The 25,746-nt window shown below is 69.2% G+C and carries 20 protein-coding genes; 14 read left to right on the top strand and 6 right to left on the bottom strand.

Annotated features, from left to right (window positions below):
- Positions 1-207 precede the first annotated feature (207 nt).
- Entirely contained in the window at positions 208-1,446 is a 1,239-nt protein-coding gene (locus tag NR798_RS01020; protein ID WP_375769494.1) for a cytochrome P450, read from the top strand.
- Positions 1,447-1,514: 68 nt separating this feature from the next.
- Here the strand turns inward: NR798_RS01020 and NR798_RS01015 are convergent, their stop codons facing one another.
- Genes NR798_RS01015 through NR798_RS01005 form a run of 3 tightly spaced genes read right to left on the bottom strand, consistent with a single transcriptional unit; the run spans position 1,515 to position 5,530 of the window.
- Entirely contained in the window at positions 1,515-3,968 is a 2,454-nt protein-coding gene (locus tag NR798_RS01015) for a glycoside hydrolase family 65 protein (RefSeq protein WP_375769493.1), read from the bottom strand.
- Complete coding sequence (otsB, locus tag NR798_RS01010; protein WP_375769492.1) at positions 3,965-4,780, bottom strand: trehalose-phosphatase; 816 nt, start codon at positions 4,778-4,780, stop codon at positions 3,965-3,967. The genes NR798_RS01015 and otsB overlap by 4 nt, the downstream gene beginning before the upstream one ends.
- A 3-nt stretch (positions 4,781-4,783) precedes the next feature.
- Positions 4,784-5,530: an HAD family hydrolase gene (locus NR798_RS01005; protein ID WP_375769491.1), complete on the bottom strand. Its 747-nt coding sequence runs from the start codon at positions 5,528-5,530 to the stop codon at positions 4,784-4,786.
- Between the two features lie 68 nt (positions 5,531-5,598).
- On the opposite strand from NR798_RS01005, the gene NR798_RS01000 reads away from it, so the two are divergent.
- Together NR798_RS01000 and epsZ are read left to right on the top strand one after the other, a co-directional pair.
- Complete coding sequence (locus NR798_RS01000) at positions 5,599-7,116, top strand: energy transducer TonB (RefSeq protein WP_375769490.1); 1,518 nt, start codon at positions 5,599-5,601, stop codon at positions 7,114-7,116.
- A 358-nt stretch (positions 7,117-7,474) separates the two neighbouring features.
- Positions 7,475-9,067 (top strand): exopolysaccharide biosynthesis polyisoprenyl-phosphate hexose-1-phosphate transferase EpsZ, encoded by a 1,593-nt coding sequence (epsZ, locus tag NR798_RS00995; RefSeq protein WP_375769489.1) that lies wholly within the window; start codon positions 7,475-7,477, stop codon positions 9,065-9,067.
- 33 nt (positions 9,068-9,100) lie between these two features.
- Here epsZ and NR798_RS00990 read toward each other — a convergent pair whose 3' ends face one another.
- The 3 genes from NR798_RS00990 to mgtE are packed head-to-tail and all read right to left on the bottom strand — an operon-like array spanning position 9,101 to position 11,938.
- A complete protein-coding gene (locus NR798_RS00990; protein WP_375769488.1) occupies positions 9,101-9,820 on the bottom strand; it encodes a double-CXXCG motif protein in 720 nt (239 codons plus the stop codon).
- A 7-nt stretch (positions 9,821-9,827) separates the two neighbouring features.
- Positions 9,828-10,571, bottom strand: a complete 744-nt coding sequence (locus NR798_RS00985) for a TIGR02269 family lipoprotein (protein WP_375769487.1) — start codon at positions 10,569-10,571, stop codon at positions 9,828-9,830.
- Positions 10,572-10,615: 44 nt separating this feature from the next.
- A complete protein-coding gene (mgtE, locus tag NR798_RS00980; RefSeq protein WP_375769486.1) occupies positions 10,616-11,938 on the bottom strand; it encodes a magnesium transporter in 1,323 nt (440 codons plus the stop codon).
- Positions 11,939-12,068: 130 nt separating this feature from the next.
- On the opposite strand from mgtE, the gene NR798_RS00975 reads away from it, so the two are divergent.
- The 11 genes from NR798_RS00975 (at position 12,069) to NR798_RS00925 (ending at position 25,626) form a co-directional block, all read left to right on the top strand.
- Positions 12,069-13,709 carry an oligosaccharide flippase family protein gene (locus tag NR798_RS00975; protein WP_375773935.1) on the top strand — a complete coding sequence of 547 codons (1,641 nt, stop codon included), beginning with the start codon at positions 12,069-12,071 and terminating at the stop codon, positions 13,707-13,709.
- Positions 13,706-14,353, top strand: a complete 648-nt coding sequence (epsY, locus tag NR798_RS00970; protein WP_375769485.1) for an exopolysaccharide export protein EpsY — start codon at positions 13,706-13,708, stop codon at positions 14,351-14,353. The genes NR798_RS00975 and epsY overlap by 4 nt, the downstream gene beginning before the upstream one ends.
- Before the next feature lie 4 nt (positions 14,354-14,357).
- Positions 14,358-15,578: a hypothetical protein gene (locus NR798_RS00965; protein ID WP_375769484.1), complete on the top strand. Its 1,221-nt coding sequence runs from the start codon at positions 14,358-14,360 to the stop codon at positions 15,576-15,578.
- Between the two features lie 12 nt (positions 15,579-15,590).
- A complete protein-coding gene (locus NR798_RS00960; protein WP_375769483.1) occupies positions 15,591-15,764 on the top strand; it encodes a hypothetical protein in 174 nt (57 codons plus the stop codon).
- 21 nt (positions 15,765-15,785) lie between these two features.
- On the top strand, positions 15,786-16,184 hold the full coding sequence (locus NR798_RS00955; protein ID WP_375769482.1) for a response regulator: 399 nt from the start codon (positions 15,786-15,788) through the stop codon (positions 16,182-16,184).
- A 7-nt stretch (positions 16,185-16,191) separates the two neighbouring features.
- Positions 16,192-17,706, top strand: a complete 1,515-nt coding sequence (locus NR798_RS00950; RefSeq protein ID WP_375769481.1) for a chain-length determining protein — start codon at positions 16,192-16,194, stop codon at positions 17,704-17,706.
- Between the two features lie 40 nt (positions 17,707-17,746).
- Entirely contained in the window at positions 17,747-18,937 is a 1,191-nt protein-coding gene (gene epsU, locus NR798_RS00945) for an exopolysaccharide biosynthesis GT2 family glycosyltransferase EpsU (RefSeq protein WP_375769480.1), read from the top strand.
- 35 nt (positions 18,938-18,972) lie between these two features.
- Positions 18,973-20,505: an exopolysaccharide repeat unit polymerase gene (gene wzy / locus NR798_RS00940; RefSeq protein ID WP_375769479.1), complete on the top strand. Its 1,533-nt coding sequence runs from the start codon at positions 18,973-18,975 to the stop codon at positions 20,503-20,505.
- A gap of 107 nt (positions 20,506-20,612) precedes the next feature.
- Positions 20,613-21,275 (top strand): hypothetical protein, encoded by a 663-nt coding sequence (locus NR798_RS00935; RefSeq protein WP_375769478.1) that lies wholly within the window; start codon positions 20,613-20,615, stop codon positions 21,273-21,275.
- Positions 21,272-22,876 (top strand): exopolysaccharide biosynthesis glycosyltransferase EpsD, encoded by a 1,605-nt coding sequence (gene epsD / locus NR798_RS00930; protein ID WP_375769477.1) that lies wholly within the window; start codon positions 21,272-21,274, stop codon positions 22,874-22,876. The genes NR798_RS00935 and epsD overlap by 4 nt, the downstream gene beginning before the upstream one ends.
- Positions 22,876-25,626, top strand: a complete 2,751-nt coding sequence (locus tag NR798_RS00925) for a glycoside hydrolase family 44 protein (RefSeq protein ID WP_375773934.1) — start codon at positions 22,876-22,878, stop codon at positions 25,624-25,626. Before epsD ends, NR798_RS00925 begins: the two co-directional genes overlap by 1 nt.
- Positions 25,627-25,746: the final 120 nt, after the last annotated feature.

Raw genomic sequence — 25,746 nt, 5'->3', positions numbered from 1 at the left:
CGCTTCCCAGGTGGATTGGCTCCCTCGGCCCTACCCGGCCCTACCCGCTCAGGGCACCAGAATCCAAAGCTTTACACCCTTGCTGTCTCGGCCAATGCGTTGCATGAGTCCCCTGGCCTGGCATCTGCATATCAAATCAGGACAACGGTGCGATTCAGGCACACCCCGCCAGAACGGAAACTTCAGGCGGGCGGGAGGAGGGACCCCATGGCGAGCGCAGCCCGGAAGCTACAACTCAATCCTGTCGATCCGGAGAACCTGCTCGACCCGGTCCCCTTCTACAAGGAGTTGAGAGAGAACGACCCGGTGCACTGGTCGGACGTGGTGCATGCGTGGTTCCTCACGCGCCACGACGACGTGATGAACGGGCTGAGGGACTCGCGGCTGAGCGCGGACCGGGGCAAGGTGCTGGAGCACCAGTTCCAGCTGATGGGACTGAGCCCGGAGTCCATCCGCGAGGTGACGGACGCCTTCAAGCGGCAGATGGCGTGCAAGGACGGCGCGGCCCACCTGCGCCCGCGGCGGCAGACGGGGGCGGCCTTCGCCCCGCAGGTGCTCGACAGCTGGCGGCCCCTCATCCACCGCACCCTGGTGACGCAGTTGGACAAGCTGCGCCACCAGCGCCAGGCGGACCTGGTGCCCGAGGTCTTCTACCAGATGCCCCCGCTCGTCATGGCGGAGCTGCTCGGCATCTCGCCCGAGGACCGCGAGCGCCTCCAGCAGTGGGGCGAGGCGGTGACGCGGCTGACCAGCACGGGGGCGGCCAACATCATGGAGCTGGCGCGGCAGGCCAACGAGGGCCAGGCGAAGATCAACCAGTTCCTGACGGCCCTGGTGGAGGAGCGGCGCCGCGAGCCGGGCACGGATCTCATCAGCCACATGCTGCGTGCCCAGGACCAGGGCGGGATGACGACGGAGGAGGTGGTGGCCAACACCCACCTGCTGCTCGCGGCCGGGCACCTCACCACGACGGATCAGCTCAGCAACGGCCTGTACGAGCTGCTCACGCACCCGGACCAGCTCGCGCTCTTGCGCAAGGACCCCACCCTGCTCAAGCCCGCCATCGAGGAGATGATGCGCTTCGCGCCGCCGGTGCCCTTCATGCACCGCATCGCCGTGGACACCATCGAGCTGCGCGGCCGGACCATCCGCAAGGGCGACATCGTGTTCCTGGGGTTGGCGGCGGCGAACCATGATCCGGCGGCCTTCCCGGACGCGGACCGCTTCGACATCACGAGGGATCCGCACCAGCAGAAGTCGATGAGCTTCGGCTTCGGGCCCCACCACTGCCTGGGGGCCGGGCTGGCGCGCCGCGAGCTGGAGATCGCCTTCGAGGAGCTGCTGCACCGCATGCCGGAGCTGCGCCTGGACGAGACGCAACTGCCGCGCATCAAGTGTGGCGGGCTGCTCTTCCGCGGTTTCGAGTCGCTGCCCGTGCGGTGGTGATACACGGGCGGGCGAGCAGGTGCGGGCACGCAAGCCCGTGAAGGAATAGCCACCCGGGAACCAGCGGCTCACGGGCCCGCGCCGTGCAGCTCCGACTCCGGCGAGAGGGGCGGGCTCGTGATGGGGAACTCCCGCGTCTCGCAGGACAGGAGCTGGTGACGCACGCCCCGCAGCGCGAACTCCAGCGGCGCGGGCGCGGGCCACCGGCTGTTGAGCACCAGCTTGTCCTGGGTGATCTCCACCTCCACCATGTGCTTGCGGTAGCGCAGCAGGAACTTCAGCCGCGTCAGCCCCTCGGGCAGGTTCGGATTGAAGTGCAGCACGTCCCCGCGCACCTCGATGCCCGTGTACGCCCGCTGCATCAGGTCCACCGTCCCCGACATCGCGCCCAGGTGGATGCCCTCCGGCGTCGTCCCGCCCTGCACGTCCGAGATGTCGCTCCTCAAGGCCTCGCTGAACAGCTTCCACGAGCGCGGGCGATCACTGCGTGCCAGCACCCACGAGTGCACCACCCCGCTCAGCGTCGAGCCGTGCGAGGCCCGCTGCAGGTAGTAGTCCACCGTCTTCGGAATCAGCTCCGGATCGAACGGGTATCCCAGCCGCTCGAAGAGCTCCTTCATCTCCTCCGCAGAGAACAGGTAGAACAACATCAGCACGTCCGCCTGCTTCGACAGCTTGTAGCGGTTGGGCGAGTCCCCCTCGGCCTCCAGAATCCGGTCCAGCCGCTGGATGTCGCCATAGCGCGCCCGGTACGCCGCCCAGTCGAACTCCTCGAGCTGCTCGTAGCCCTCGAACTGGCTCAGCACGCCGTCCGCGTGGAACACCAGCCGCATCTTCCGGCTCACATCCTCCCAGTGCGCCAGCTCCTCCGCTCCCAGCGACAGCGTCTCGAGCAACTCGTCCCGCCGCTCGCCGGGCAACAACTGGAGCACCTCCAATCCCTTGCACAGCACCCACACCGCCATGAGGTTCGTATAGGCGTTGTTGTCCAGCCCCGGCTCCGCCCGGTCCGGGTAGCCCGTGTGGTACTCGTCCGGCCCCATCACGCCGAGAATCTCGTAGCGCCGCAGCACGGGGTTCCACCGGGCCATGCTGGCCCAGAAGCGCGCCAGCTCCAGCAGCATCTCCGCCCCGTAGTAGTACAGGAACTCGGTGTCCGCCGTGGCCTGGTAGTACTGCCAGACGTTGTAGGCGACGGCCGCGTTGATGTGCCGCTGCAGCCACGTCACGTCCGGCACCCACCGCCCCGAGCGGGGATTGAGGTGCAGCCGCTGGCTCTCCTCGCGCCCATCACTGCCGCTCTGCCAGGGGAACATCGCCCCACGGAAGCCCGCCTCCCGCGCCGCCTCGCGCGCCCGCCGCAGCCTCCGGTGCCGGTAGCGCAACAGCGCCCGCGTCAGCGCCGGCAGCCGCAGGTTGAGGAAGGGGAAGACGAACAGCTCGTCCCAGAAGATGTGACCCCGGTAGGCCTCGCCGTGCCAGCCGCGCGCCGGCACCCCCACGTCCTGGTCGATGGTGTGCGGAGACACCGTCTGCAACAGGTGGAAGATGTGCAGCCGCAGCGTGGTGTGGATGTGGTCCGGCTCGGCCAGCTCCAGGTCCAGGTCGCTGCGGCGCCACAGGTGCTCCCACGCCCGTACGTGCGTGGCCACCAGTTCGTCGAAGCGCGCGGGGGCCTGCCCCACCGCGTGGCGCGCCTCCATGGCCGCCTCGGACACCGCGTGGTCCCTCGACGAGTACAGCGCCACCACCTTCTCCACCGCCAGCCGCTGGCCCTCGCGCAGCTCCAGCGTGAGCTCGTGCGCGAGGTAGCCGTCCTCCACGGCGAGCCCCCGCCGGGCCTGGGCCGGCTGCCCATCCACGTACAGCCGCGTCCGCGCCGCCTCGGCCACCTCCACGCGCGACTGCACCGTCTCCACCTCCAGCAGCAGCGTCTCCGCGTCCAGCTCCTCCGTCACCAGCGTCCGCAGGTGCTTGCAGTTGAGCTGCCGGTAGCGGGGCACGCCTCCATTCACCACCCGCCCGTCCAGCGCCGAGCGCACGTGCACCCGCCCGCTCCAGTTCTCCGGCACCAGCACCAGCTCCTGCCCCGCCAGGTGCTTGTCGCGCATGTGCACGAAGCGCCGCTGCTCCACGCGCGTGCGCCGCCCCCGCCGGTCCTCGAAGCGCAGCGTGCGCAACAGCAGCCCCCGCGCCAGGTCCAGCACCTGCCGGTACTCCAGCAGCCGCACCGCCTGCGCGTTGAACCAGTCGCCGCCCTCCAGCCGGAAGGTGAGCGGCAGCCAGTTGGGCATGTTCACCAGGTCCTCGTTCTCCACCACCCGCCCGGCCAGGTCCGTCTTCAGCCGGTTGTACCCGCCCGCCAGGTACGTCCCCGGGTAATGCGTCTCGTCCGCCTCGGACTCCGGCGCCGCTCCGCGCGTGGCGAAGTAGCCATTGCCCAGCGTGCACAGCGCCTCGCGCAGCCCCTCCCTGCGCGGCTCGAGGCCTTCGTAGGTGAACAGCCAGTGCGCTCCATTCATCGCACCGTCCCTCCGGCCCGGGTGATGAGCAGCTCCAGGAACTGGCGCACCTCGTCCACGTCCGCCAGCGCGTAGTCCGCCGCCGTGGGCCGCTCCACCTCGCCGCGCACCACCAGCCCCAGTCCCCGTCCCTCCAGTTCCTTGAAGGCGTCCTCGTCCGTGAGGTCATCCCCCAGGTACACCGGCAGCACGGCCTCGCCCTCCAGCCGCAGCGCGCGCAGCATCCACTGCACCGCGCGGCCCTTGTGCCAGTCGATGTCCGGCTGCACCTCGAACACCTTCTTGCCCCCGCTCTTGCGCAGCCGCGGGTGGCGCGCGAGCACCGCGTCCACCACCCGCTCCACCTCCCCCGCACGCCCCACCTCCACGTGCCGCCAGTGCACCGCCACGCTGAAGCGCTTGCGCTCCAGCTTCGCGCCGGGAATGGCCTCGAGCCCCGCGGCCAGCTCCTTCTGGGCCGCGTCCAGCTCGGGCACCAGCGCCCGGCCTTCCTCCAGCTCGAAGGACTGCCCGCCCGGGCCTTCTATCTCGAAGCCGTGGCTGCCCGCGTAGTACACGCCCTCCAGCCCCACGAAGCCCCGGAGGACCGGCAAGTCCCTCCCGCTCACGATGGCCACCGGGTAGTGCCGAGCCAGCGTCACCAGCGTGGCGCGCATGGCGTCCGACAGCCGCGCGTCCTCCGGGTTGGGCACGATGGGCGACAGCGTGCCGTCATAGTCCAGGAAGAGGGCCACCTGCCGGCCCGCCATCCGCCGCAACAGCTCCTCCCGCCGCGCCAGCAGCGCCGAGGGCACCTCCCGCATCGGCCGCATGACTCAGGGCTCTCCTTCCTCCACTTTCACGGTGGACAGGTGCGCCACCTCCACGTCCGCGCCGGCCCGCACCAGCGCCCCTTCCGGCCCCGCCCGGCGCACACCGATGACGTACCCGAAGTGCCCTCGCCTCCCCGCCTGCACACCCGCCTGCGCGTCCTCCAACACCACCGCGCGCTCCGGGGGCACGCCCAACCGCCGTGCCGCTTCCAGGAACGTGTCCGGGGAGGGCTTGCCCGGCAACCCGAGCTTCCCCGCCTCCACACCGTCCACCCGGGCGTCGAAGAGATGCTCCAGCCCGGCCGCCCGCAGCACCGCCTCGCAGTTGCGGCTCGCCGACACCACCGCCGTGCGGAAGCCCGCCGCCCTCAGCCGCTCCAGCAGCCCCACCGCCCCCGCGAACACCTCCACGCCCCGCTGCTCCAGCGCCTTGAGGAAGTAGCCGTTCTTGCGCTTGCCCAGTCCCCAGACCGTCTCCGCCTCCGGTCCCTCCTCGGGCGAGCCCTCGGGCAGCGCGAGGCCCCGGCTCTGGAGGAAGCAGCGGATGCCGTCCAGGCGCGGCCTGCCATCCACGTAGCGCTGGTAGTCCTCCGCCGTGAAGGGCTGGAGGGGAAAGTACGCGTTGAACAGGCGCGTCCACGCCTCGGCATGCACCTGCGCCGTGCGCGTCACCACGCCGTCCAGATCGAACAGGGCCGCGTCCAGCGCGCGGCGCGACAGTACGGGGGCGGGCGGCTCGGAAGAGGGCATGGCGTCACCTCCTGCCCCTACAACCGTCACACTTCCCGGGGCCTGTCACCACTCATAGGCTCGGAGGCATGTTCAGACCCCGATACTCGATGTGGACGAGACTCCTCCTCCTGCTCCTGGCGCATGCGGCCCTGTCAGCATGCTCGGCTGGACGTGAGTCCGCGAAGCCGCCGGCCACGCCGCGATTGTCGGCGGACGTGCTCCAGAAGGCGCTCGTGCTCTGTCAGCACCAGCAACTCCTGCTGCCCGTGCCGTCCCGCCTTCCGGAGGCAATCAATCCCTCCCTCTACATCCGCGAGGAAGATCTCGACTTCATCCAGAAGGAGCCTTCGCTGCTTCCCGTGTCGGAGCTCGACAGGCCCGGCCTCCATGCGGAGCTGGCACGGTATGTCGAGTGCGAGGTCACCTATGCGGGTCTACGCGGAGACCTCCTGGGCGTCTGGGTCGAGCAACGCCAACCCCAGTGGGATGCCCGGCAACTGCCACCGCAGGTCCTCCAGGCGTCCTCGCCGGAGGAGCGCCGCGCGGCGCTGGCGCTCTGGATGCAGCAGTCGAAACCCGAGACCATCAGCTCCAGGCACCTGCTCCGCTTCCGCCAATCGCGCCTGGGCTGGCGCGCCGACTACCAACTCCCGGAAGAAGCCCAGCGCTTCCCCTCGCCGCGCGCTTCCAGGACTCCCTCCCGCGGGCCCGTGCCCCCGCCTTCCGCGGTCCCGTCCCAGACAGCTCAGCAAGCCCCCACCGCCGGTATGACGGACGCGGCCTCGGCAGGCCCCATCGGTGGCGATGTGCTTCCCTTTGGCGCGGGCATGACCCGGCCCGAAAAGCTCGAGGGGCCCCCGCCCGCCTACACGGTCAATGCGCTCGCGGCCAGGGTGCAGGGATTGATGGTCGTCAAATGCGTCATCACCCAGACGGGTTGGGTGACCCGGTGCCGCATCATCAAACCCCTCCCCTTGCTGACGGATGCGGTGCTGATGAGCCTGTACCAGCAGCGCTACACGCCCGTGACCTTTCAAGGCAGGCCCGTCCAGGTCGACTACACCTTCAACATCCGGCTGACGCTTGCTCCCAACAGCAAGTCCTTCACGCAGGAGCAGTTCGACGATCCCAAGACGGCGCAATGGGAGCTGCGCGACAAGGCGCGCTTCCTCTGCAGGCACCACATGCTTGAGGCACCCGTGGTCTCGCGCCTTCCGCAAGGACTGAGCCCGTCCAACTTCATCCGGCAGGCGGATCTCGACTTCCTCCAGCACCATCCCTCCCGGGTCCCGCCCACGGACTTCGACACGCCAGGATTCCATGCGGACCTGGCGCACTATGTGCGGTGCGAGATCACGGACATGAGCGCGACGAAGGGCATGGTCCTCTTCTCCCTTGAGCAGCAGTCGCCCTCGGCGGAGGACTTGCGGCTTCACGTACCCGAGCTGCTCACCGCCGGGAGCTCAGCGGAGCGCTTCGAGGCCCTGGAGCGCTGGGCCCAGAAGACTTCCACCGCCCGGGGGACGGTCTCCAGGCACCAGCTCAAATTCGTGCTCACGCCCACTGGGTGGGTGGCGGACTACCAGCTCCCGGAGAAGCCGTAGCGGCGGCGTCCATGTCACGGGCCCGGGTGGCGAGGCCCACTTCCCCCCGGGCAGCTTGGCCTTCCGGACCCATGGCATGGAGGACCCAACACGTCCTTTTCCCGACGTGCACATCCCATGCCCCTACAAGTAAGGCACGTGTGTGCCCGGACTCCAGGGCAAATCCGTGTCCACTGGGAGCAACACTCAAAATGTAAAAATCCAGGGAAGGTTGACGGATTTCCGGACAACCTTCTACGCTGCGCACCGCGCAACGAAGGGGATACGCCGTCTTAACAGTTCGCGATCCCTGGCTTTTTGAGGACGTCGCGGCCCCCTATCATGCGGTGCTGTTGGTGTTGAATCTGGGAAGGCCTCCATGCGACCCGCATCTCAAGTTGAAGTGACCCCCAGCGAGCCGCCCTCGGCCAGCCCCCGCGTGGGTGCGGAGACCCCACCCAACGGGTTGGCTCCCGCCGAGACGCCGCCGCCAGGGCTGGGCCCCGCTCTGACGCCGCCGCCTGGCGCGCTGGAGACCACGGAGAAGCAGTTGGCGGTGGTGAGCCCCAACCGCCCCGATGCCCCACCCTCGCGCTTCGCGCCGGGGTTCGCCGCCAAGCTGAACCTGGCGGTGGACCTGGTGCTGGTGGTGGCCGCGCTGCTCATCTCCACGACGATGATGGGGCACGATCTGCACCTGGAGCGCACGGATGTGTGGGTGCTGCTCGGGGTGGGCGTGGTGGCGTGGCTGGTGGTGGGCACGGCGCTGTGCCTCTATGACGTGCGCTTCGCGGACCGGGAGCGGCTGGATGACCTGGCGCTCATCTCCATCCAGGTGATGGTCGTCACGGTGGTGCTCTTCGTCACGCGTCTGGTGATGGGCACCGAGTCGTGGATCGTCGCGCTGAGCATGTTCCCGCCGCTGTTGTGGCCCTCGGTGGCGCTGTTGCGCCTGAAGCTCTTCCGCAACCTGTCGGTGCAGGAGCAGCCGCTGGACGAGGTGCTCATCGTCGGCGTGGGCGCCATGGGCCGGCTCACGGGCGAGGACCTGAACAGCAAGCACCGGCGCAAGGTCATCGGCTTCTTGGGCTTCAGCAACGAGACGGCCACGACGGTGCCGCCGGCGCCGGTGCTGGGGACGGTAAAGGACCTGGAGCACATCCTGTGCACGGTGCCGGTGGACGAGGTCTACATCGCCGGCAACATGCTCAAGCACTCGGCGGAGATGCAGGCGGCGGTGAAGCTGTGTGAGAACTTCGGCATCCCGTTCGCGCTGCCGGCGTACCACATGCGCTTCGATCGGGCGCGGCCGGTGGATGACCATGCGATCTCCGACGGCTACCTGCACTTCATGACGCACGCCTTCCGGCCGCACCAGATGGCGCTCAAGCGGCTGTTCGACATCGTGAGCTCGGCGGCGGCGCTGGCGATGCTCTCGCCGCTGCTCATCGGGGTGGCGCTGGGGGTGAAGTTCACCAGCCGCGGGCCCATCTTCTTCAAGCAGAAGCGCGTGGGGCTGCACGGCAAGACGTTCCACATGCTCAAGTTCCGCTCCATGGTGGTCAACGCCGAGGAGCTGAAGGCGAAGCTCGAGGCGATGAACGAGCAGACGGGTCCGGTCTTCAAGATGAAGAACGACCCGCGCATCACGGGGATTGGGCGCTTCATCCGCAAGTATTCCATCGACGAGCTGCCGCAGCTCATCAACGTGCTGCGCGGCGAGATGAGCGTGGTGGGGCCGCGGCCGCCGATTCCCAGCGAGGTGGAGAAGTACGCGGCGTGGCAGCGGCGCCGGCTGTCGGTGCGTCCGGGCCTCACGTGCATCTGGCAGGTCTCCGGCCGCAACCAGATCTCGTTCGAGGAGTGGATGTACCTGGACATGCAGTACATCGACCACTGGAGCCTGAAGAACGACATCAACCTGATCCTCAAGACGGTGCCGGTGGTGCTCACCGGCAGCGGCGCGAGCTAGTCAGGCCGGTGTGAGGCGCTGAGCCCCCGAGGCTCAGCGCACGGGGAGCTCTCGCAGGGAGAACTCCTCGAAGCCGAGCCGCCGCAGGGTGTCCGCGAAGCGCTCGGTGATGACGATGACATTGGTGAAGTTGCGCAGCCGGAACACGTCCAGGTGCTCCGGCAGCGAGGCCCTATCGAGCAGGGGCTGCTTGGGCAGGGCAAAGCCGTAGCAGCCACACGTGCCGCAGGGGTTGGCCTTGCCGGGTGGCAGGCAGTCTGGGTGGAAGAGGCCGTGCATCTCCACCTCCAGTTCCAGCAACTCCGGCGCGTTCCTCTGCCTGAAGCGCAGCCCGGTGCGGACTCCCTTCAGCTCCCGCAGACCTTCCGCCTGGAGTTGCTCCAACGCCTCGCGGCGGATGAGCACCGTGTCACCGTCCAGCGTATAGATCTGCGCGAAGCTACCGTGGGCCGAGCCGGTAAGTGGACCAAATCGGGCCCCCGGCGCCAGACGCGCCCAGACCGGAGCCAACGGCTTCACCAATTGCCTCAAGCGTTCGAACTTCTCGACATCCGTTTCCTGCCAGGCCCTTTCCAGCTGCTTTGCCTCTGGCAACCCCGAGAGGTCGACGCTCGGAAACATCTCCGAATCAACGCAGTCCCCACCACAGGAGGGGCAATGCAGCCCGGGCAGGCCCCACCTCCGCCTGGCGTTGTACTCACCCCTGTAGCGCACGCTCTCGTACGGAACGCAATCCAGCCAGTAGAACCGCATCATCTCCTCAGAACGGCATAGGGGGGGGCAGCTGCGTCTTGCCATGATACGGCTGGAGCGGCGCCATCAGACCAAAACGCACGCACAGCTCCCAGGCGTGCTTCCAGATTTCCTCCTTCGTCGCGGTTCGTTCGTTCGCTCTCTTGAACTGCCGCCACTCCGCGTTCCAGGGGCCACCACGCTCACCCCGGTGAATGGTTTTGTGCAGCTCCGTTTCGATGAACATCGTCCATTGATGGATGTCGATGCCCTTGCCCTCGAACCACTCCTTGAACTCCTGCGGGAAGATGTGGTGCTTGTCGTGAGGCCGGTTCAGCTTCCTATTCGCCTCCTCGATGAGCTGCTTCTGGCTCGGCAGCAGGTTGCGGAGGTGGTGGTTCCTCCAGGGGATGATGAAGATGGCCCCCTGCTCCCGTGGCAGTGGCAGCGGCCGTCCCCAGTACCGCATGGGTGAACCGCTGTAGCCCGGCGGGTACACACCCAGCCCCTGCACGCCGCGCACCTTCACCACGCCGCCGGGCACAGGCTCCGCGCCTTCTCTCGCGGCCATGGTCTCGGCCACATCCTCGCAGCGGAAGAAGCCGCACACCTCCTCGTCACAGAGGACGGTCAGGCACGTATCGGCCGCTTCCGACTCCGCCTCCTGGGAGATGGCGTCGAGCGCCTCCTGCCCGCGCAGCGAAGGCTCCGAGGCCGCGCACCCGGCCAGCAACACGCCGAGCAGCAGCCCCCACGGTCTCTTCTCGTTCATCAAGCGCCGCGCCCCGTCCCTGTCCCCAGCCGCCGGAGGGGGGTTCAAAGCAGCGTGCCGCGCAGGAGGATGGCGGCCACGGTGAAGTAGATGACGAGCCCGGATACGTCCACCAGCGTGGCCACGAAGGGCGCCGAGGCACTCGCCGGATCGAATCCCAACCGGCGCAGCGCGAAGGGCAGCATGGAGCCGGAGAGCGTGCCCCACGTCACCACGCCCACCAGCGACAGGCCCACCGTCATCGCCACCAGGAAGGCGTGCTCGCCATAGGTGTGGAAGAGGCCCTGCCACACGAGAATGCGCGCGATGCCCACCGCGCCCAGGATGGTCCCCAGCGCCATCCCCGCCACCACCTCGCGCCGCATCACGCGCCACCAGTCGCGCAGCCGCACCTCGGAGAGCGCCAGCGAGCGGATGATGAGCGTGGTGGCCTGACTGCCCGAGTTGCCTCCCGAGCTGATGATGAGCGGCACGAAGAGCGCCAGCACCACCGCCCGGGAGATCTCCTCCTCGAAGTGGCCCATGGCCGTGGCCGTGAGCATCTCGCCCACGAAGAGCACCAGCAGCCAGCCCGCGCGCTTCTTCAGCATGTCGAGGAGGCCCACCTCGAAGTAGGGCGCGTCCAGCGCCTCCATGCCGCCCACCTTCTGGATGTCCTCGGTGGCCTCCTCCTGGACCACCTGGACGATGTCGTCCACGGTGACGATGCCCTTCATCCGCCGCTCGGCATCCACCACGGGGATGGCCATCAGACCCTGCTCGGCGAAGAGCCGGCTCACCGCCTCCTGGTGCGTGTCCTCGGAGACGGTGGCGACGTCGCGCCGCATCACCTCCTCCACGCGTTTGTCCGGGGCGGCCTGGAAGAGCTGGCGCAGCGACACCACGCCCAGCAGGTGCTGCCGCGCGTCCAGCACGTAGCCGTAGTAGACGGTCTCCACCTGCTCGCGCGTCTGCATGCGCAGGTAGCCGATGGCCTCGTCGATGGTCATCTCCGGCCGCACACGCGCGAAGCGAGGATTCATCAGGCCGCCGGCCTCGTCCTCCTCGTAGGCCTGGAGCACCTGCACCTCGCGGCGCGTGGCCTCGTCCAGCTCCCGCAGCAGCGCCTCCCGGTGCTCGGACGGAGCCGCCTGCACCACGTCCACCGCGTCGTCCGGGGCCAGCAGCCGCATCCACGTGCGCCGCTCGCCCGGGGCCATCGCGAGGATGAGCTCCGCCTGCTCCGGGGCGGACAGCGTCAGGAAGAAGTCGTCCGCCGTGGCGTGGGGCACCAGCTTGAAGCTCTCCACGCGCTCGTCGCGCGAGAGCGCGGGCCAGGCATCGCGGAGTTCATGCGGGAAGATGGGCTCGGGCTCCAGCGTCTCCATGCACGTCCTCCTACCAGCAAGCCAGGCAGGCAGATAGCAACCCACCTGTCGCCCCTGGCCGAGAGCATTCTCGCCCTGTGAGAAGCCCGACTGCCCGCTCTACAGCCATGTAGCCGCGTATTTGACGGAGGTGTACCTGTGTCGTTCACTGCGCACGGCCCTTCCTGTCGAGGTACCCGTCATCGAAACGCCCCAGACGAGCGCGGCGTCCACCCCGCGGGCAGAGCCCGCCCCGGTGGACACCCAGACGCCCCTGCGCAACGCCCTGAAGCTGGGCGGGTCGCTGCTGGTGACGTACGTCATCGGGTTCGGCCTGCAGGTGCTGGTGCCGCGGCTGCTCGGCCCGGAGAGCTTCGGCCAGTACAACTGGGCCACCAACACCGCGGCCGCCTTCTTCATCCTCAGCGCGCTCGGCCTGGACGTCTACATCCGCAAGGAGGTGGCCGTCCGCAAGGAGCACGCCAACGAGTTCTTCGGCGGCACGCTGCTGTTGCAGGCCGTCCTCGCGGTGCTGCTGCTGGGCGCCCTGCTGGGGGTGATGCACCTGCGGGGGGCACCTCCCGAGGTGCGCGCGCTCGCGCTGCTCCTGGGCGTCTACCAGTTCTTCTTCCGCCTCAACGCCATCCTCGCCGCGGTGCTGCACGCGCACGAGAAGGTGGATGGCCTGTCCGTGGCCCACATCCTCATGAAGTGCATCTGGGGCTTCGGGCTGGCCGCGCTGCTGCTGCTGCGCGCGCCGCTGCCGTGGCTGGCCGCGCCCTTCATCGCCGCGGAGCTCTTCAAGACCGTCTACCTCCTGCGCCTCACGCACCAGCATGCCGGGCTGCGGCTGCACCTGGATTTGCGCGCCACCGCCGCGACGCTGCTGGCCGCCCTGCCCTTCTTCCTCAACGACGCGGCGCTGGCCAGCAACGGCCCGTTGGACGTCTTCGTCCTGGGCGCCATCGCGAACACGACGGAGGTGGGCTACTACGGCGCCGTCTGGGGCATCGCGGGCATGACGATGCTGCTCTCGCCCATCCTCGGCTGGGTGCTGCTGCCGATGATGTCGCGCGCGGCGGCGAGCTCCCAGGAGGAGTTCACCCGCATCCTCCGCCGGGGGCTGGAGGGCATTGTCTCGCTGTCCGTGCCGGTGACGCTGGCGCTGGCGCTGGGCGCCGAGACATGGGTGCGGCTGCTCATCGGCGAGCGCTACCTGCCGGCCGCGCCGGTGCTGCGGCTGCTGGCCCCCATCTTCGTCTTCACCTACGTGGCCACCGTGTGCGGCAGCTGGCTCATGGCGGCCAACCGCGCCTGGACGGTGACGCGCACCACCGTGCTCGCCGTGGGCCTCAAGCTGGGGCTCAACCTGCTGCTCATCGGCCCCTTCATGCAGTGGCGGGGCCTCACCGGCGGCGCGAGCGCCACCGCCACCTCGCTGGCCCTCTACGAGATCGTCGTCACCGCCATCCTCGTGTACGCCATCGGCTCGCGGGCCTGGGACGCGCGCAGCCTCGCCGTGCTGGGCAAGACGCTCGGGGTGTGCGCCACCGTCACCGCCGTCCACCTGCTGCTGGGCCGGCTGGGGCTGGACGAGCGCGACCTGGTGCGCGGCCTCGCCCGCATGGGGGTGGACGGCGTCCTCTACGTGTCCCTCATCCTCCTCACCGGCGCGGTGCGCAAGGACGAGGTGCTCGGGCTGGTGCGCAGGGTGCGCAACCGCCGCAAGCCCCCGTCCTCCGCCGAGCAACCTCCCTCCGGACCACCGTCCTCCGAGGTCCGTGCCGCATGAAGCCCTCCCTGTCCGCCATGAGCCTCTCCTCCCGCCCCTCCCTCCGCCGGTGGCCCCTGCTGGCCACGCTCCTGCTGCTGTCGGCCTGCTACAAGCCGGGCCGCTTCGTCTGGGTGGACGACTACCGCGAGCCCCAGCTCACCCAGCCGCAGGACGACAGCTACCTCATCCGCAAGGGCGACGTCCTCAACGTCAACGTGTGGAACCAGCGCGACATCTCCTCGCGCCTGCGCGTGCGGGACGATGGCCGCATCAGCCTGCCCCTGCTCAACGACGTGGAGGCCGCCGGCATGACGCCCGCCGCGCTCGCCCGCGCCATGGAGCAGAAGCTCAAGGACCTGGTGGCCAACCCCGTCGTCACCGTCATGGTGGACGAGGCCCAGCCCATCAAGATTTCCGTGCTCGGCGAGGTGCGCAACCCGGGCAAGAAGCTGCTCGAGTCCGGCTCCGGCCCCCTGCAGGCGCTCTCCGAGGCCGGCGGCTTCACCGACTACGCGCGCGACGACGCCATCTACGTGCTGCGCAAGGAGCCCGGCTACCCCACCCCGGTGCGCATCCGCTTCACCTACGAGGCCCTCACGCGCAACGAGGGCTCCGCTCCCACCTTCCGTCTGAGGACGGGCGACGTGCTGGTGGTGGAGTAACTCCATGGCGCTGCCCGCACTGGCCCTCGGCTGGCTGCTGGTGGCCTCCGCCCCGGCCGTCCGCTACAAGGCCTCGGCCCGAGTCGAGTCCATCGTCCGCACCCCCCTGCTCACCGAGAACGCTCACGGCCAGCAGGTGGTGACCGACGTCGTGCTCACCCCGCGCCTGGACAGCGACCTCTACACCAACCGCCTCAAGGTCAAGCTCGTCTACGAGCCGCAGTTCCTCCTGCGCCAGTTCCCGCTGTCCTCGGTGGAGATCCTCCAGTCCGTCTACACGCGCGCCGACTACAAGCTGCGCCGCGACTTCTCGCTGATCGGCGTCCACACCACCACCTTCGGCAGCTTCCCCTTCGAGAACTACGGAGGCGTGGGCGGAGGCAGCCTCCCGGCGGCCCCCGTCGGCGCCACGGGCCGCACGGACAGCGCCTACATCTACACGGAGACCGCGGCGGGCTTCTGGACGTCGCTCGGCATCAAGCGTCTGTCGGTGGCCGGCACACTTGGTTGGGTCGTCAACGGTCTGCTGGAAGGCCCCACGCGGCCCCTCACGCGCGGCAACGCGGCCTACCCCCAGCAGCGCTACCCGGAGCTGCGCCTCCAGTCCTTCTATGGTGCCACGCGCCGCGACTACTTCACGCTCTCGCTGTACGGCCGGGACGTGGCCTTCTCCACCGGCAACCACGACTCGGTGCTCCAGTTCGCCCCGGGTATCCAGCACCAGTTCACCCCCCTGGTGGACCTGAGCGTCGAGCCCGGCATCGCGGTGGGTCGGGCGTACCCCCGGCGACCAGACGAGTTGCCGAAGGACCTGGTCATGCCCACCCTGGAGACCACCCTCAATACCCCCATTCCCCTTGGCAACCATTGGCCGGTGAAGGCCAAGGTGCGCGCGCGCTACCTGCCCTACATGGATCCCCTTACCACCAAGCTCATCCCCCGAGCCGATGTGGGACTCGACCTGGAATGGAAGGGCCGGCGCGAGGCCAAGGTGACGGGAAAGGTCCGCTATGCCCATCCCCTCACCGCGGGCGTCCACCGCGACGACGCCGAGGCGCGCGCCGAAGTGGAGGCGCTGTGGCCGCTCCCCTTCTCGCGCTACTTCTACGCGCAGGGCAAAGGACAGTTCACCTGGACGAAGCACGTGGTCCTCGGCAGCTTGCCCGCCATGCAGTGGTACACCAGTGTTGGATTGGTGGTCCGCTATGACCGTGGTAGGCTTTAGGCGCACCAGGCCATGAAGAAGTTCATTCTGATGTCGGTGCTGTACGCCGTCCTCATCCTGCCGAGCCTGGCGGCGCGCGAGCGCAACGCGGTGCGGGGCGTAAAACGGGCGGTGGCGATGTTCGTGGCGTACAACTTCCTCTATGCCTTCCTCGTCCTGATGGTCTGGACGCAGATGGAAGACTGAGAAAAAGGCCTGAGAGATTCTATGCAGCAGCAAGGAACAACCGTCCTCGTCGTCGAGGACTCGCCCATGTTCCGCAGGATGCTCAGCGACATGCTGCAGAGCCTCGGCTACACGCACGTGCTGGAGGCCTTCAGCGGGCAGGCGGCCAAGGAGCTCCTGGCCGAGCAGCGGCCGGACCTGGTGTGTCTGGACCTGACGCTGCCGGACATCTCCGGCTTCGAGGTGTGTGAGCACATCCGCGCCACGCCGGGCCTGCAGGACGTGCCGGTGCTGATGATCTCCGCGCGCACGCAGACGATGGACCGGGCGCAGGCCGAGGAAGCCGGCGCGAGCGGCTACCTCATCAAGCCCTTCACCCCCGACGAGCTGCGCCAGCAGGTGGAGCGGGTGATGGCGGCGCGCCCGCGGAAGGAGGCGTAGAGGAGCCATGCCCCAGTCCCGTGACGAGCTGCCCGAGGTGGAGCGCGCGCAAGCCCAGATCTTCGACTGGGAGGCGCTGCGCGACTACCTCGGCTTCGTGAAGAACGCGGTGCTGCGCCACAAGCTGCTGGCGCTGGCCACCTTCGTGGTGATGGCGGCGCTGGGGCTGGCGCTCGCCAAGTTCCTGCCGCGCAGCTACTACTCCGAGGCCTCGCTGCTGCCCAAGCGTGCCTCCACCATCGCCGCGCTGGTCAACCCGGACCGCATCCCGGCGTTGGATCCGGATCCGCCCAACCCGCTGCGCCCGCCGGGCGAGGTGGACTCGGTGACGCGCTCGGCCGCCCAGGCGGTGATGCGGCGCGAGAACCTGGTGGCGCTCATCAAGCGGGTGAACCTGCTGGACCGCTGGGAGGCCACGCGCGCCCCGCTGCTGCGCCTCAAGGACACGGTGATGCACCTGCTGTCCGGGCGCCCCAGCGAGGACATCAAGCTGGACGCCATGGTGGGCATGCTGGAGAAGGCCCTCGTGGTGAACACCGAGGATGGCAAGGTGGCCATCGGCATCACCTGGCCGGACCCGCAGCTGGCCTATGAGCTGGTGGAGGCCGCGCAGCAGAGCTTCCTCGAGGCGCGCCAGAAGGAAGACCTGGCCAGCATCACCGACGCGCTCGCCATCCTCGAGGAGCACGAGAAGCTCGCCAGCGAGAACTACAAGAAGGCCTTCCTCGAGTTCGAGAAGGTCTTCACGCAGATCATGATCGAGCGCCGCCGGGCGGTGGGAGACCCGCGCGTGGGCGGCTTCAACTCGAACCAGCACCTGGCGGAGCTGCGCTTCCTCATCCGCGCCAAGCGGCGGGCCATCTCGGACTCCGAGGAGCAGCACAACCGGCGCCTGGAAGGACTCAACGCGGAGCTGGTGGCGCAGCGCAAGCTGTACGGGGAGAACCACCCCAACATCGTGGAGATCCAGCAGCGCATCAACGGGCTGCGGGCCAAGGGCTCGCCGCAGACGACGGTGCTGCTCAACGAGGAGGAGGAGCTGACGCGGGAGTACTCGCGCTTCGGCGGCGGCGACGTGCCCTTCCCGGACGAGCCGATGCCAGACCCGTACGGGCTGGAGCGCGTGCTGATGGGCATCCTCCCGGCCATCCGGGACAACCCCAAGGCGGCGGTGTCCCTGGACGAGCTGCAGTCGCGCACCATCGTCATGCAGCAGCTGCGCAAGCGGATTGATGGGGCGAAGTTGGAGCGCGACATCTCCCAGGCCTCCTTCAAGTACCGCTACACCCTGCTCACCCCGGCCGAGTTCCCCCGCACCCCGGTGAAGCCCAACGCGAAGGTGATCGCCATCGGCGGCATCCTCGCGGGCCTCATCCTCGGCGTCTTCGCGGCGCTCGCGCGCGACGTGCTCAGCGGCCAGCTGCTGCAGGCCTGGCAGGTCCGCCGCGGCCTGGGGCTGCCCGTGCTCGCGGAGCTGGACGCTCCCCCGTTCGACCCCCAGTCCTCCTCTTCCTCCCGCTAGTACACGGCGCCCCCCCGCGCCCCACCTGAAGTCACCCCCCATGATTCTCGACTTGCTGCTCGTCCTCCTGGCCCTGCCGGTGCTGCTCGCCGCGGGCTACCTCCTGCTGCTCACGCTGCTGTCGGGGCGGAAGGCGGCACCGCCCCAGGTGGCGCCGCGGCTCAAGTTCGACATCATCATCCCCGCGCACAACGAGGAGGCGGGCATCGCCCGCACGGTGACCAACCTGTCGCGGGTGGACTACCCGGTGGAGCTGCGGCGCATCCTCGTGGTGGCGGACAACTGCTCGGACGCCACGGCGGACCGGGCGCGCGAGGCCGGGGCCACCGTGCTGGTGCGCCACAACAAGGAGCTGCGCGGCAAGGGCTACGCCCTGCAGCTCGCCTTCGAGCGGAGCCTCGCGGATGGCTTCGCCGACGCGGTGGTGGTGGTGGACGCGGACACCGAGGTGACGGCCAACCTGCTGCACGCCTTCGGGCTGCGGCTGGAGGCGGGCGCCCAGGCGGTCCAGGCGCACTACGGCGTGCTCAACCCGCACGCCTCCTGGCGCACCCGGCTGATGGCGGTGGCCATGGCGCTCTTCCACAAGGTGCGCTCCATGGGCCGCGAGCGGCTGGGCGTCTCGTGCGGCCTGCGCGGCAATGGCATGTGCTTCACCCACGCCATCATCCGCCAGGTGCCCCACGAGGCCTTCTCCATCGTGGAGGACCTGGAGTACGGCATCCGCCTGGGCAAGGCAGGCGAGCGCGTGCACTACGCCTGGGAGGCCGAGGCGCTGGGCGAGATGGTGACGAGCGAGAAGGCCGCGCGCTCGCAGCGCCGCCGCTGGGATGGCGGGCGCATGGCGATGACGCGCAAGTTCGGCCTGCCGCTGCTCGCCGAGGGCCTGCGCAAGGGCGACAAGGTGCTGGTGGACCTGGCCGTGGATCTGCTGGTGCCGCCGCTGAGCTGGGTGGTGCTGGGCGCGGGCGCGGTGGCGGTGGCCTCGGGGGCGCTGTCGCTGTGGGCCGGGCACGTGACGCTGTCCGCGTACGTGGCGGCGGCGAGCATGCTGTCGCTGGTGCTCTACGTGATGCGCGGCTGGTGGGTGTCCGGCATGGGCCTGTCGGGGCTGTCCGCCCTGGCGTGGGCCCCCTTCTACGTGGCGTGGAAGGTATGGCTGATGCTCAGCCGCCCCGAGGAGAAGAAGGGCGAGTGGGTGCGCACCACGCGCGAGGCCCCCAAGCCCTGAGCCGATGACGGCGGGAGCACGGCCCGCCCCGGACGATGATTCAGGATTTCTTCTCCCGCCCCCTCGTCTTCCTCGCGTCGCTGGCCGTGCTCGGGCTGGCCACGCTGGGGTTGCTCGTCCTGGCGCCGGCCGCCGCGCTGCTGCCGGTGGTCGTCGTGGCCGGCGGGTGGTGGGTGTGCCAGCAGAAGATCCGCACGCTGGCGCTCGCCATCTTCGCCATGGCCGTCACGGTGGACCTCGTCACCGAGGTGCCCTACGAGGGCCACTGGCAGTCGCCGCTGTACTTCCCCGGCCTGCTGCTCTTCACCAAGCCGGGCATGTCCCTGCCCCTCATCGACCTGGCCACCGTGGGGCTGCTCGGGCTCAATGCCTACCGGCGCGCCATGGGCATCCCCATCGACGGCCCGCCCACGCCGCCGCTGCCCAAGCCGCTCGTCATCGGGCTCATCGTCCTGCCGGCCACCATCCTCTGGCTGCAGGTGTGGGGCATCTACGTCAACGGCGGCAACGCGACGGTGGCCAAGTGGCAGTGGCACCAGATGCTGGCGCTGCCCCTGCTGGTGGCGCTCTTCAACGTCGCGCTGCGCGGCCCCGAGGACTTCCGCACCATCGGGCGCATCGTCATCGTGGGCTGCAGCGTCAAGGCCTTCATGGGGGCCTTCTTCATCGTCACCATCGCCCGGCCCCGCGGCCTGTACCACGAGTACGCCACCACGCACTCGGACACGGTGCTCTACGTCACCGGCCTGATGTGCGTCGTCGCCTCGTGGATGGAGCAGCCCCTGCGCAAGAACTTCTGGCGCATGGTCTGGGTGAGCTCCATCATCCTCATGGGCATGCACTACAACGACCGGCGCCTGGCCTACGTGAGCTTCACGTTCGCCCTCATCGGCGCGTACGTCGTCAGCCCCTGGCACTGGGTGAAGCGCTACGCCACCCGCGCCGGCCTGGTGCTCGCGCCCCTCTTCCCCTTCTACCTCGCCATCGGCTGGTCCAACCCCACCGGCATCTTCGGCATCGTCGGCGTCTTCAAGTCCCTGGTGGAGGGCGAGAACCTCCAGAAGGGGCAGATGGACTACCGCGACATCGAGAACCTCGACGTCGTCTACACCTGGGAGCAGCACCCCGTCATGGGCACCGGCTGGGGCCACCCCTTCCTCGAGAAGATCTCCCTGCCCGACATCTCCCACGCCTTCGCCGACTACCTGTACCACCCCCACAACTCCGTCCTCGGAATGCTCGCTTTTGGAGGAATCATCGGCTTCTCGGGCTTGTGGGCCTGGATCTCCATCTCCATGTTCCTCACCGTTCGCGCCTACCACCGGGCGCACGAGCCGGAAGCCCGCGCGGGAGGATTGGTGGCGATGTCGGTGATTGTGGCCTATACCAACCAGTGCTTCGGAGACATGGGGACCATCAGCTGGCTGGGCACCGTGCTGGTGGCGATGGCGGCCACGTGCGCGGGCAAGCTCGCCACGGTGACGAATGCGTGGCCGGCGCCTCAGCTTGCGCGAAACGAAGTCTCGGAGCCTGAGAAACAGGGCAGCCCAGTAGGAAATCTGGTATGATACCGCACCGCAAACCGAAGAGGCCAAGGAAATACGACACTCGGGGTGTTGAATCCGCCTCTTCCGAGATGCCAAACGCCCGGCAACGCGGTAACATGGGCTTGCCCATGTTCGAGCCTCACGACAAGAAGACGAAGGGTGGCTCCCGGGGCGGTGGTCCGAATCCACCGGATCAGCGGCGCGTGGTGCAGCCGTTGTCGGTGATTCGTGGCAACCGCACCCAGCCCGCCTCCGCGTCTCCTGCGACGACCGCCCCCAACGGGGAAGGCACGTCCGAGGTCGTCGAACAGCAGCAGCAGCCGGTTCCGCAGCAGAAGCCCGCCAGCGCCGCCCCCTCCAGCACCCTGCTGCACCTGTGGGCGATGCTCAACCAGCGCGGCCGTTGGTCGTCGCTGGTGGTGGTGCCCTCGCACGAGAGCGGCTCCGGGCTGCAGGTGGTGCAGGCCATCATCGAGGTGGCCAGCAAGCAGAGCAGCACGCCGGTGCACTTCCTGGACGCCGAGGGCCTGGAGCTCGGTGCCGCCCAGCACGTGGTGGCCGAGATGATGGCCTACGTGGAGCAGGGAGACCGGGTGGTGGTGCTGCTCGACTCCGTGGTGGCCAACCCGGTGGGCCTGGAAGTCGCCCTGGCGGCCGAGCGGGCGCTGCTGTGCGTCTCACTTGGGACTTCGGATTACACCTCCGCTCGCCGTACGCTGGACCTGATTGGGAAGGAGCGCTTCCTCGGGAGCGTTACCCTCCAGCCCACGTCCGGAGCTTCGAAGAAATGAGCGCAGCCAACGGCGCCTCTGGCGCCGCTGTTCCACCTCGGCCCGTGGCCCTGCGCCCGCGGCTGAGTGTCGTCGTTGCCACCTACAACCGCGTGGACCTCATCCAACGGCTGCTGGGCCAGTTCGCCCGGCAGACGCTGCCCGCCTCGGACTTCGAGGTGGTGGTGGTGGATGACGGCTCGCGAGACCCCGTGGCGCCGCACCTGGAGAAGCTGACGCTGCCCTTCAGCCTGCGCGTGGAGACCCAGGCCAACGCTGGCGCGGCGGCGGCCCGTCACCGCGGCGTGCTCGCGGCGCGCGGCGAGGTGGTGCTCATCACCGACGACGACATGCAGGTGGCCGACGACTTCCTCGAGCGGCACCTGGCGCGCCACCCGCGCGGCTCGCGCAACGTCGTCATCGGCAGCATCCGCCCGGACCCGGCCATCTCCGACATGCCGCTCTTCGAGCGGTGGTACGCGTGGCTCAACAACCGCATCGCCGCGAGCATGAGCGGCCCCAAGCGGCGCGCCCGCGGCTGGCAGCTCTTCACCGGCAACGTCTCCTTCCGCCGTGAGGACTACGTGGCCGCCGGCGGCTTCGACAAGAGCCTGGGCCAGTCCGAGGACATCGAGCTGGGCGTGCGCCTGGAGAAGGCCGGCTGCCGCTTCGAGTTCTGCACCGAGGCCTACGTGCTGCACGGCTCGGATCACACCAGCTACGAGAAGTGGCTGAAGCGGGCGCACCGCTACGGCATCTTCGACTCGCGCGTGGCGGCCAAGCACGCGGACGTGCCGCAGGTGGACCCCTGGCGCTACCTCTTCGAGATGAATCCGCTGGCCCGGCCGCTGCTGGCCGCCGCGGTGGTGGCGCCCGAGGCCACCCGTCCCGTGACGCAGGCGCTGATGACGGCGGCGAAGCTGGCGGACAAGGCGGGCCTGAAGAAGGCGGCCTTCATGGGCACCTCGGTGACGTACGCCATGGAGTACCTGCGCGGCGCGCGCACCGAGGCGGGCTCGCTCCCGAAGGCGGCGAAGCACGTGGCGCGCTACGCCCTCACCGGCGGCAAGCCCGGCCAGGTGCTGAAGCTGGCCAAGGCCCTCAAGGACGATGCGCTGCAGGTGGCGAGCTCCGAGTACGGCAAGCCCGGCGTGAAGGCCGTGGCCGCCATGGTGCTCACCTCGGACGGCTACCGGGTGCTGGCGCTACAGCGGCTGCGTGAGGCGGCGCGCGGGCTGGGCATTCCGCTCGGCAACCACGCGCTGCGCGTGGCGCAGACGGCGGTGCTCGGCGTGGAGATCGGCAAGGACGTGGAGCTGGGCAGCGGCGTGTACTTCGTCCACAGCCTGGGCACCGTGGTGGGCGGCGACGCGAAGGTGGGCAACCGCGTGCGCTTCTACGGCAACAACACCGTGGGCACCGCCAAGGACGACGGCTACCCCGTCATCGAGGATGACGTGTGGGTGGGTGCTGGCGCGCGCATCCTCGGCCCCATCACCGTGGGCGCCCGCTCGCGCATCGGCGCCAACGCGGTGGTGCTCCAGGACGTGCCCCCGGACAGCGTGGCCGTGGGCATCCCCGCGCGCATCATTCCCCGCAACAAGGACGTGGACGGCGAGTGATGCGGCGGTCCGGCAGGAGCGGCACACCCGCGCATGGCAGGAGGGCCCGGGCGGCCCTGCTGGCCGGCGTGTACCTGTGCGCGCCCGTGCTGCAGTCCTGCAAGCAGAACACCTCCCAGGCCGCCACTCCCGCCGCGGGCGTCTCCCCCTCGGGCGTCTACAACATCCCCCCGCTCACCGAGACGGCCTGGGCCGGCGGCTCCGGCGGTCTCCAGGCCGGGTGGAAGGACGAGGGCTGGTCCGAGCGGGACGTGAAGCACTCGGAGACGGCCAGGATGCGCCTGGCCAACCTGGGCGGCTGGATGCTGCAGAAGAAGGGCATCCAGGGCGAGTTCGGCGGACTGGCGCTGCGCTACAAGGCGCCCTCGGGCTTCGGCGAGTTCCTCGAGGTGCGGCTGGACTCCGAGGGCGAGACGCTCTTCCCCCGCGTGCGCGTGGACGGCAGCCACGTGGCGCGCCGCGAGGGCGAGTGGGTGCAGCTCTTCGTCCCCTTCGAGCAGCTCAACCCGGAGAAGGTGTCCTTCAGCCGCATCGTCATCCGCGCCTACAAGAAGGTGGGCAACGACTGGGTGGAGCTGGACCAGGTGGGCCTCACCGCGCCCGGTGGCATGACGCCCGCCGATGGCAGCAGCGCCCTGGCCATGGCCTCCCAGCAGCCGGGGGTACCGGGCCAGGCCGTCGTCGAGCCCGTGGAGCTGGCCTATGACAACGGCCTGCAGCCGGGCTGGGAGGACCGCGGCTGGTCCGAGCGCGAGCTGAAGGGCCCCACCCCGGCGAAGCTGCGCATGGCGCACCTGGGCGGGTGGATCCTCTACAAGAAGGGCCTGGGCGCCGAGTACGGCGGCGTCGCGCTGCGCTACAAGGCGCCCGCGGGCTTCGGGGACTTCCTCGAGCTGCGGCTGGACTCCGAGGGCGAGACGCTCTTCCCCCGCGTGCGGCTGTCGGACACGTACGTCACCGCGCGCGAGGGCGAGTGGACGCAGGTGTTCGTCCCCATGGAGCAGCTCAACCCGGACAAGCACGCCTTCACACAGCTCGTCGTGCGCGCGCACAAGAGCGTGGAGAAGGACTGGGTGGAGCTCAACCAGGTGGGCCTGGCCCGGCTCGTCACCTCCGCCGCCGCCGTGCAGCAGTCGCTCCCGGACGCGGCCGCGGTGGGCGGTGGCCGCATGGCCCTCGGCGACGCCAAGACGTCCAAGGTGGTGGTGGACTGCACCCAGCCCGGCCACCCCATCAGCCCGCTCATCTACGGCATCGCCTTCAACAACCTGCGCGAGCTCAAGGACAACCACCAGTGGGAGCTCGGCGCCACCGCGCGCCGCTGGGGCGGCAACCCCACTTCCCGCTACAACTGGAAGCTGGGCAACGTCTGGAACACGGCCAACGACTACTTCTTCCGCAACATCGTCCTCGGCACCAGCCCCCAGTACACCTACGACAGCTTCCTCCAGGCCAACCAGCAGCGCGGCCTCCAGTCCGCCCTCACCGTGCCCATGCTCGGCTGGGTGGCCAAGGACGCCACCTCCGTCTCCTTCCCCAAGTCCCTCTTCGGCGCCCAGCAGAAGATGGACCCGGACGTGACGGAGGCCGGCAACGGCATCTCCCTCTCCGGTGAGGGCCTCACGCCGCTGCCCCCCGCCCAGACGAGCCTCGAGGCGCCGCCCTCCTTCGTCCACGAGTGGGTGCGCTCCATCCGCGAGAAGGACAAGACACGCGGGCGCGGCGTGCACCAGTACATCCTCGACAACGAGCCGATGCTCTGGAACACCACGCACCGGGACGTGCACCCGGAGCCCGTCACCTACGACGAGCTGCTCGAGCGCACCATCGCCTACGGCACCGCCGTGCGCCAGGCGGACCCCGAGGGCCTCATCGCCGGCCCCGCCGAGTGGGGCTGGACGAACTACTTCCACTCGGCCGCGGACGTGGCCCCGGGCGGCAACAAGAAGGATCGCAAGGCCCACGGCAACACGGCGCTCATTCCCTGGTACCTCAAGAAGCTCGCCGAGCACGAGAAGCAGACGGGCGTGCGCGTCCTCGACGTGCTGGATTTGCACTTCTACCCGCAGGGCGATGGCATCGGCTTCGAGGAGCGCGGCGCCACGGACCCCGAGACGTCCGCGCGGCGCATCCGCTCCACGCGCGCGCTGTGGGATCCGAAGTACAAGGACGAGTCGTGGATTGAGGACTCCGTCGAGCTGATTCCGCGCATGAAGCGCTGGGTGGCGGAGAACTACCCGGGCCGCGGCGTGTCCATCGGCGAGTACAACTTCGGCGCCACGGGGCACATGAGCGGCGGCCTCGCGCAGGCCGAGGCCCTGGGACGCTTCGCCGAGCACAACCTCACCTCGGCCTTCCTCTTCACCTACCCGCCCAACCGCAGCCCCACCTTCTGGGCCTTCCGCGCCTTCCGCAACTTCGACGGCAAGGGCGCGCGCTTCCAGGACAACTACGTGCCCACCAAGTTCGAGAAGGTGTCGGACTCGCAGGGCATGTCGCTGTTCGCCTCGCGCAGCGCTGACGGCAAGCGCGTGGTGGCCATCGCCCTCAACCTGGAGCCGGACGCGGCCCGGAGCACCCAGGTGGAGTTCAAGGGCTGCGGCAACGTGGCCAGCGCCCGGGTGATGGGCTACGCGGGCGAGCCCTCGGGCTTCGCCGAGCGCAAGTCCTTCTTCCAGGCCGGCACCAGCATGCAGGTGTTGCTGCCGCCCTGGTCCATCACCGTGCTGGACCTCACGGTCAAGCCGTAGCCGGCGCGGCGCCTCCCCTCCCCTCCCCACGCAGACCTCGCCACCCGGCGCGCGCGGCGCGTCCGGTCAGGCCCCTCTCTTGCCAACACGCAGGCAATCATGGCATACGCCGCGAGCCAT

This window comes from Archangium gephyra (genome assembly GCF_042230915.1).
In the GTDB taxonomy this organism is placed as follows: domain Bacteria; phylum Myxococcota; class Myxococcia; order Myxococcales; family Myxococcaceae; genus Archangium; species Archangium gephyra_B.
This window is presented reverse-complemented; position numbering and strand designations above follow the sequence as displayed.

Excerpts from the sequence above, each read along its gene's own strand:
- NR798_RS00960 (WP_375769483.1), top strand. The coding sequence starts at position 15,591 with ATGAAGAAGTTCATTCTGATGTCGGTGCTGTACGCCGTCCTCATCCTG.
- NR798_RS00935 (WP_375769478.1), top strand. The coding sequence starts at position 20,613 with ATGTTCGAGCCTCACGACAAGAAGACGAAGGGTGGCTCCCGGGGCGGT.
- epsD (WP_375769477.1), top strand. The coding sequence starts at position 21,272 with ATGAGCGCAGCCAACGGCGCCTCTGGCGCCGCTGTTCCACCTCGGCCC.
- otsB (WP_375769492.1), bottom strand. The coding sequence starts at position 4,780 with ATGCGGCCGATGCGGGAGGTGCCCTCGGCGCTGCTGGCGCGGCGGGAG.
- epsY (WP_375769485.1), top strand. The coding sequence starts at position 13,706 with ATGAAGCCCTCCCTGTCCGCCATGAGCCTCTCCTCCCGCCCCTCCCTC.
- NR798_RS01020 (WP_375769494.1), top strand. The coding sequence starts at position 208 with ATGGCGAGCGCAGCCCGGAAGCTACAACTCAATCCTGTCGATCCGGAG.
- wzy (WP_375769479.1), top strand. The coding sequence starts at position 18,973 with ATGATTCAGGATTTCTTCTCCCGCCCCCTCGTCTTCCTCGCGTCGCTG.
- NR798_RS01000 (WP_375769490.1), top strand. The coding sequence starts at position 5,599 with ATGTTCAGACCCCGATACTCGATGTGGACGAGACTCCTCCTCCTGCTC.
- NR798_RS01015 (WP_375769493.1), bottom strand. The coding sequence starts at position 3,968 with ATGAATGGAGCGCACTGGCTGTTCACCTACGAAGGCCTCGAGCCGCGC.
- NR798_RS00925 (WP_375773934.1), top strand. The coding sequence starts at position 22,876 with ATGCGGCGGTCCGGCAGGAGCGGCACACCCGCGCATGGCAGGAGGGCC.
- NR798_RS00965 (WP_375769484.1), top strand. The coding sequence starts at position 14,358 with ATGGCGCTGCCCGCACTGGCCCTCGGCTGGCTGCTGGTGGCCTCCGCC.
- NR798_RS00990 (WP_375769488.1), bottom strand. The coding sequence starts at position 9,820 with ATGCGGTTCTACTGGCTGGATTGCGTTCCGTACGAGAGCGTGCGCTAC.
- NR798_RS00985 (WP_375769487.1), bottom strand. The coding sequence starts at position 10,571 with ATGAACGAGAAGAGACCGTGGGGGCTGCTGCTCGGCGTGTTGCTGGCC.
- NR798_RS01005 (WP_375769491.1), bottom strand. The coding sequence starts at position 5,530 with ATGCCCTCTTCCGAGCCGCCCGCCCCCGTACTGTCGCGCCGCGCGCTG.
- mgtE (WP_375769486.1), bottom strand. The coding sequence starts at position 11,938 with ATGGAGACGCTGGAGCCCGAGCCCATCTTCCCGCATGAACTCCGCGAT.
- NR798_RS00950 (WP_375769481.1), top strand. The coding sequence starts at position 16,192 with ATGCCCCAGTCCCGTGACGAGCTGCCCGAGGTGGAGCGCGCGCAAGCC.
- epsU (WP_375769480.1), top strand. The coding sequence starts at position 17,747 with ATGATTCTCGACTTGCTGCTCGTCCTCCTGGCCCTGCCGGTGCTGCTC.
- epsZ (WP_375769489.1), top strand. The coding sequence starts at position 7,475 with ATGCGACCCGCATCTCAAGTTGAAGTGACCCCCAGCGAGCCGCCCTCG.
- NR798_RS00955 (WP_375769482.1), top strand. The coding sequence starts at position 15,786 with ATGCAGCAGCAAGGAACAACCGTCCTCGTCGTCGAGGACTCGCCCATG.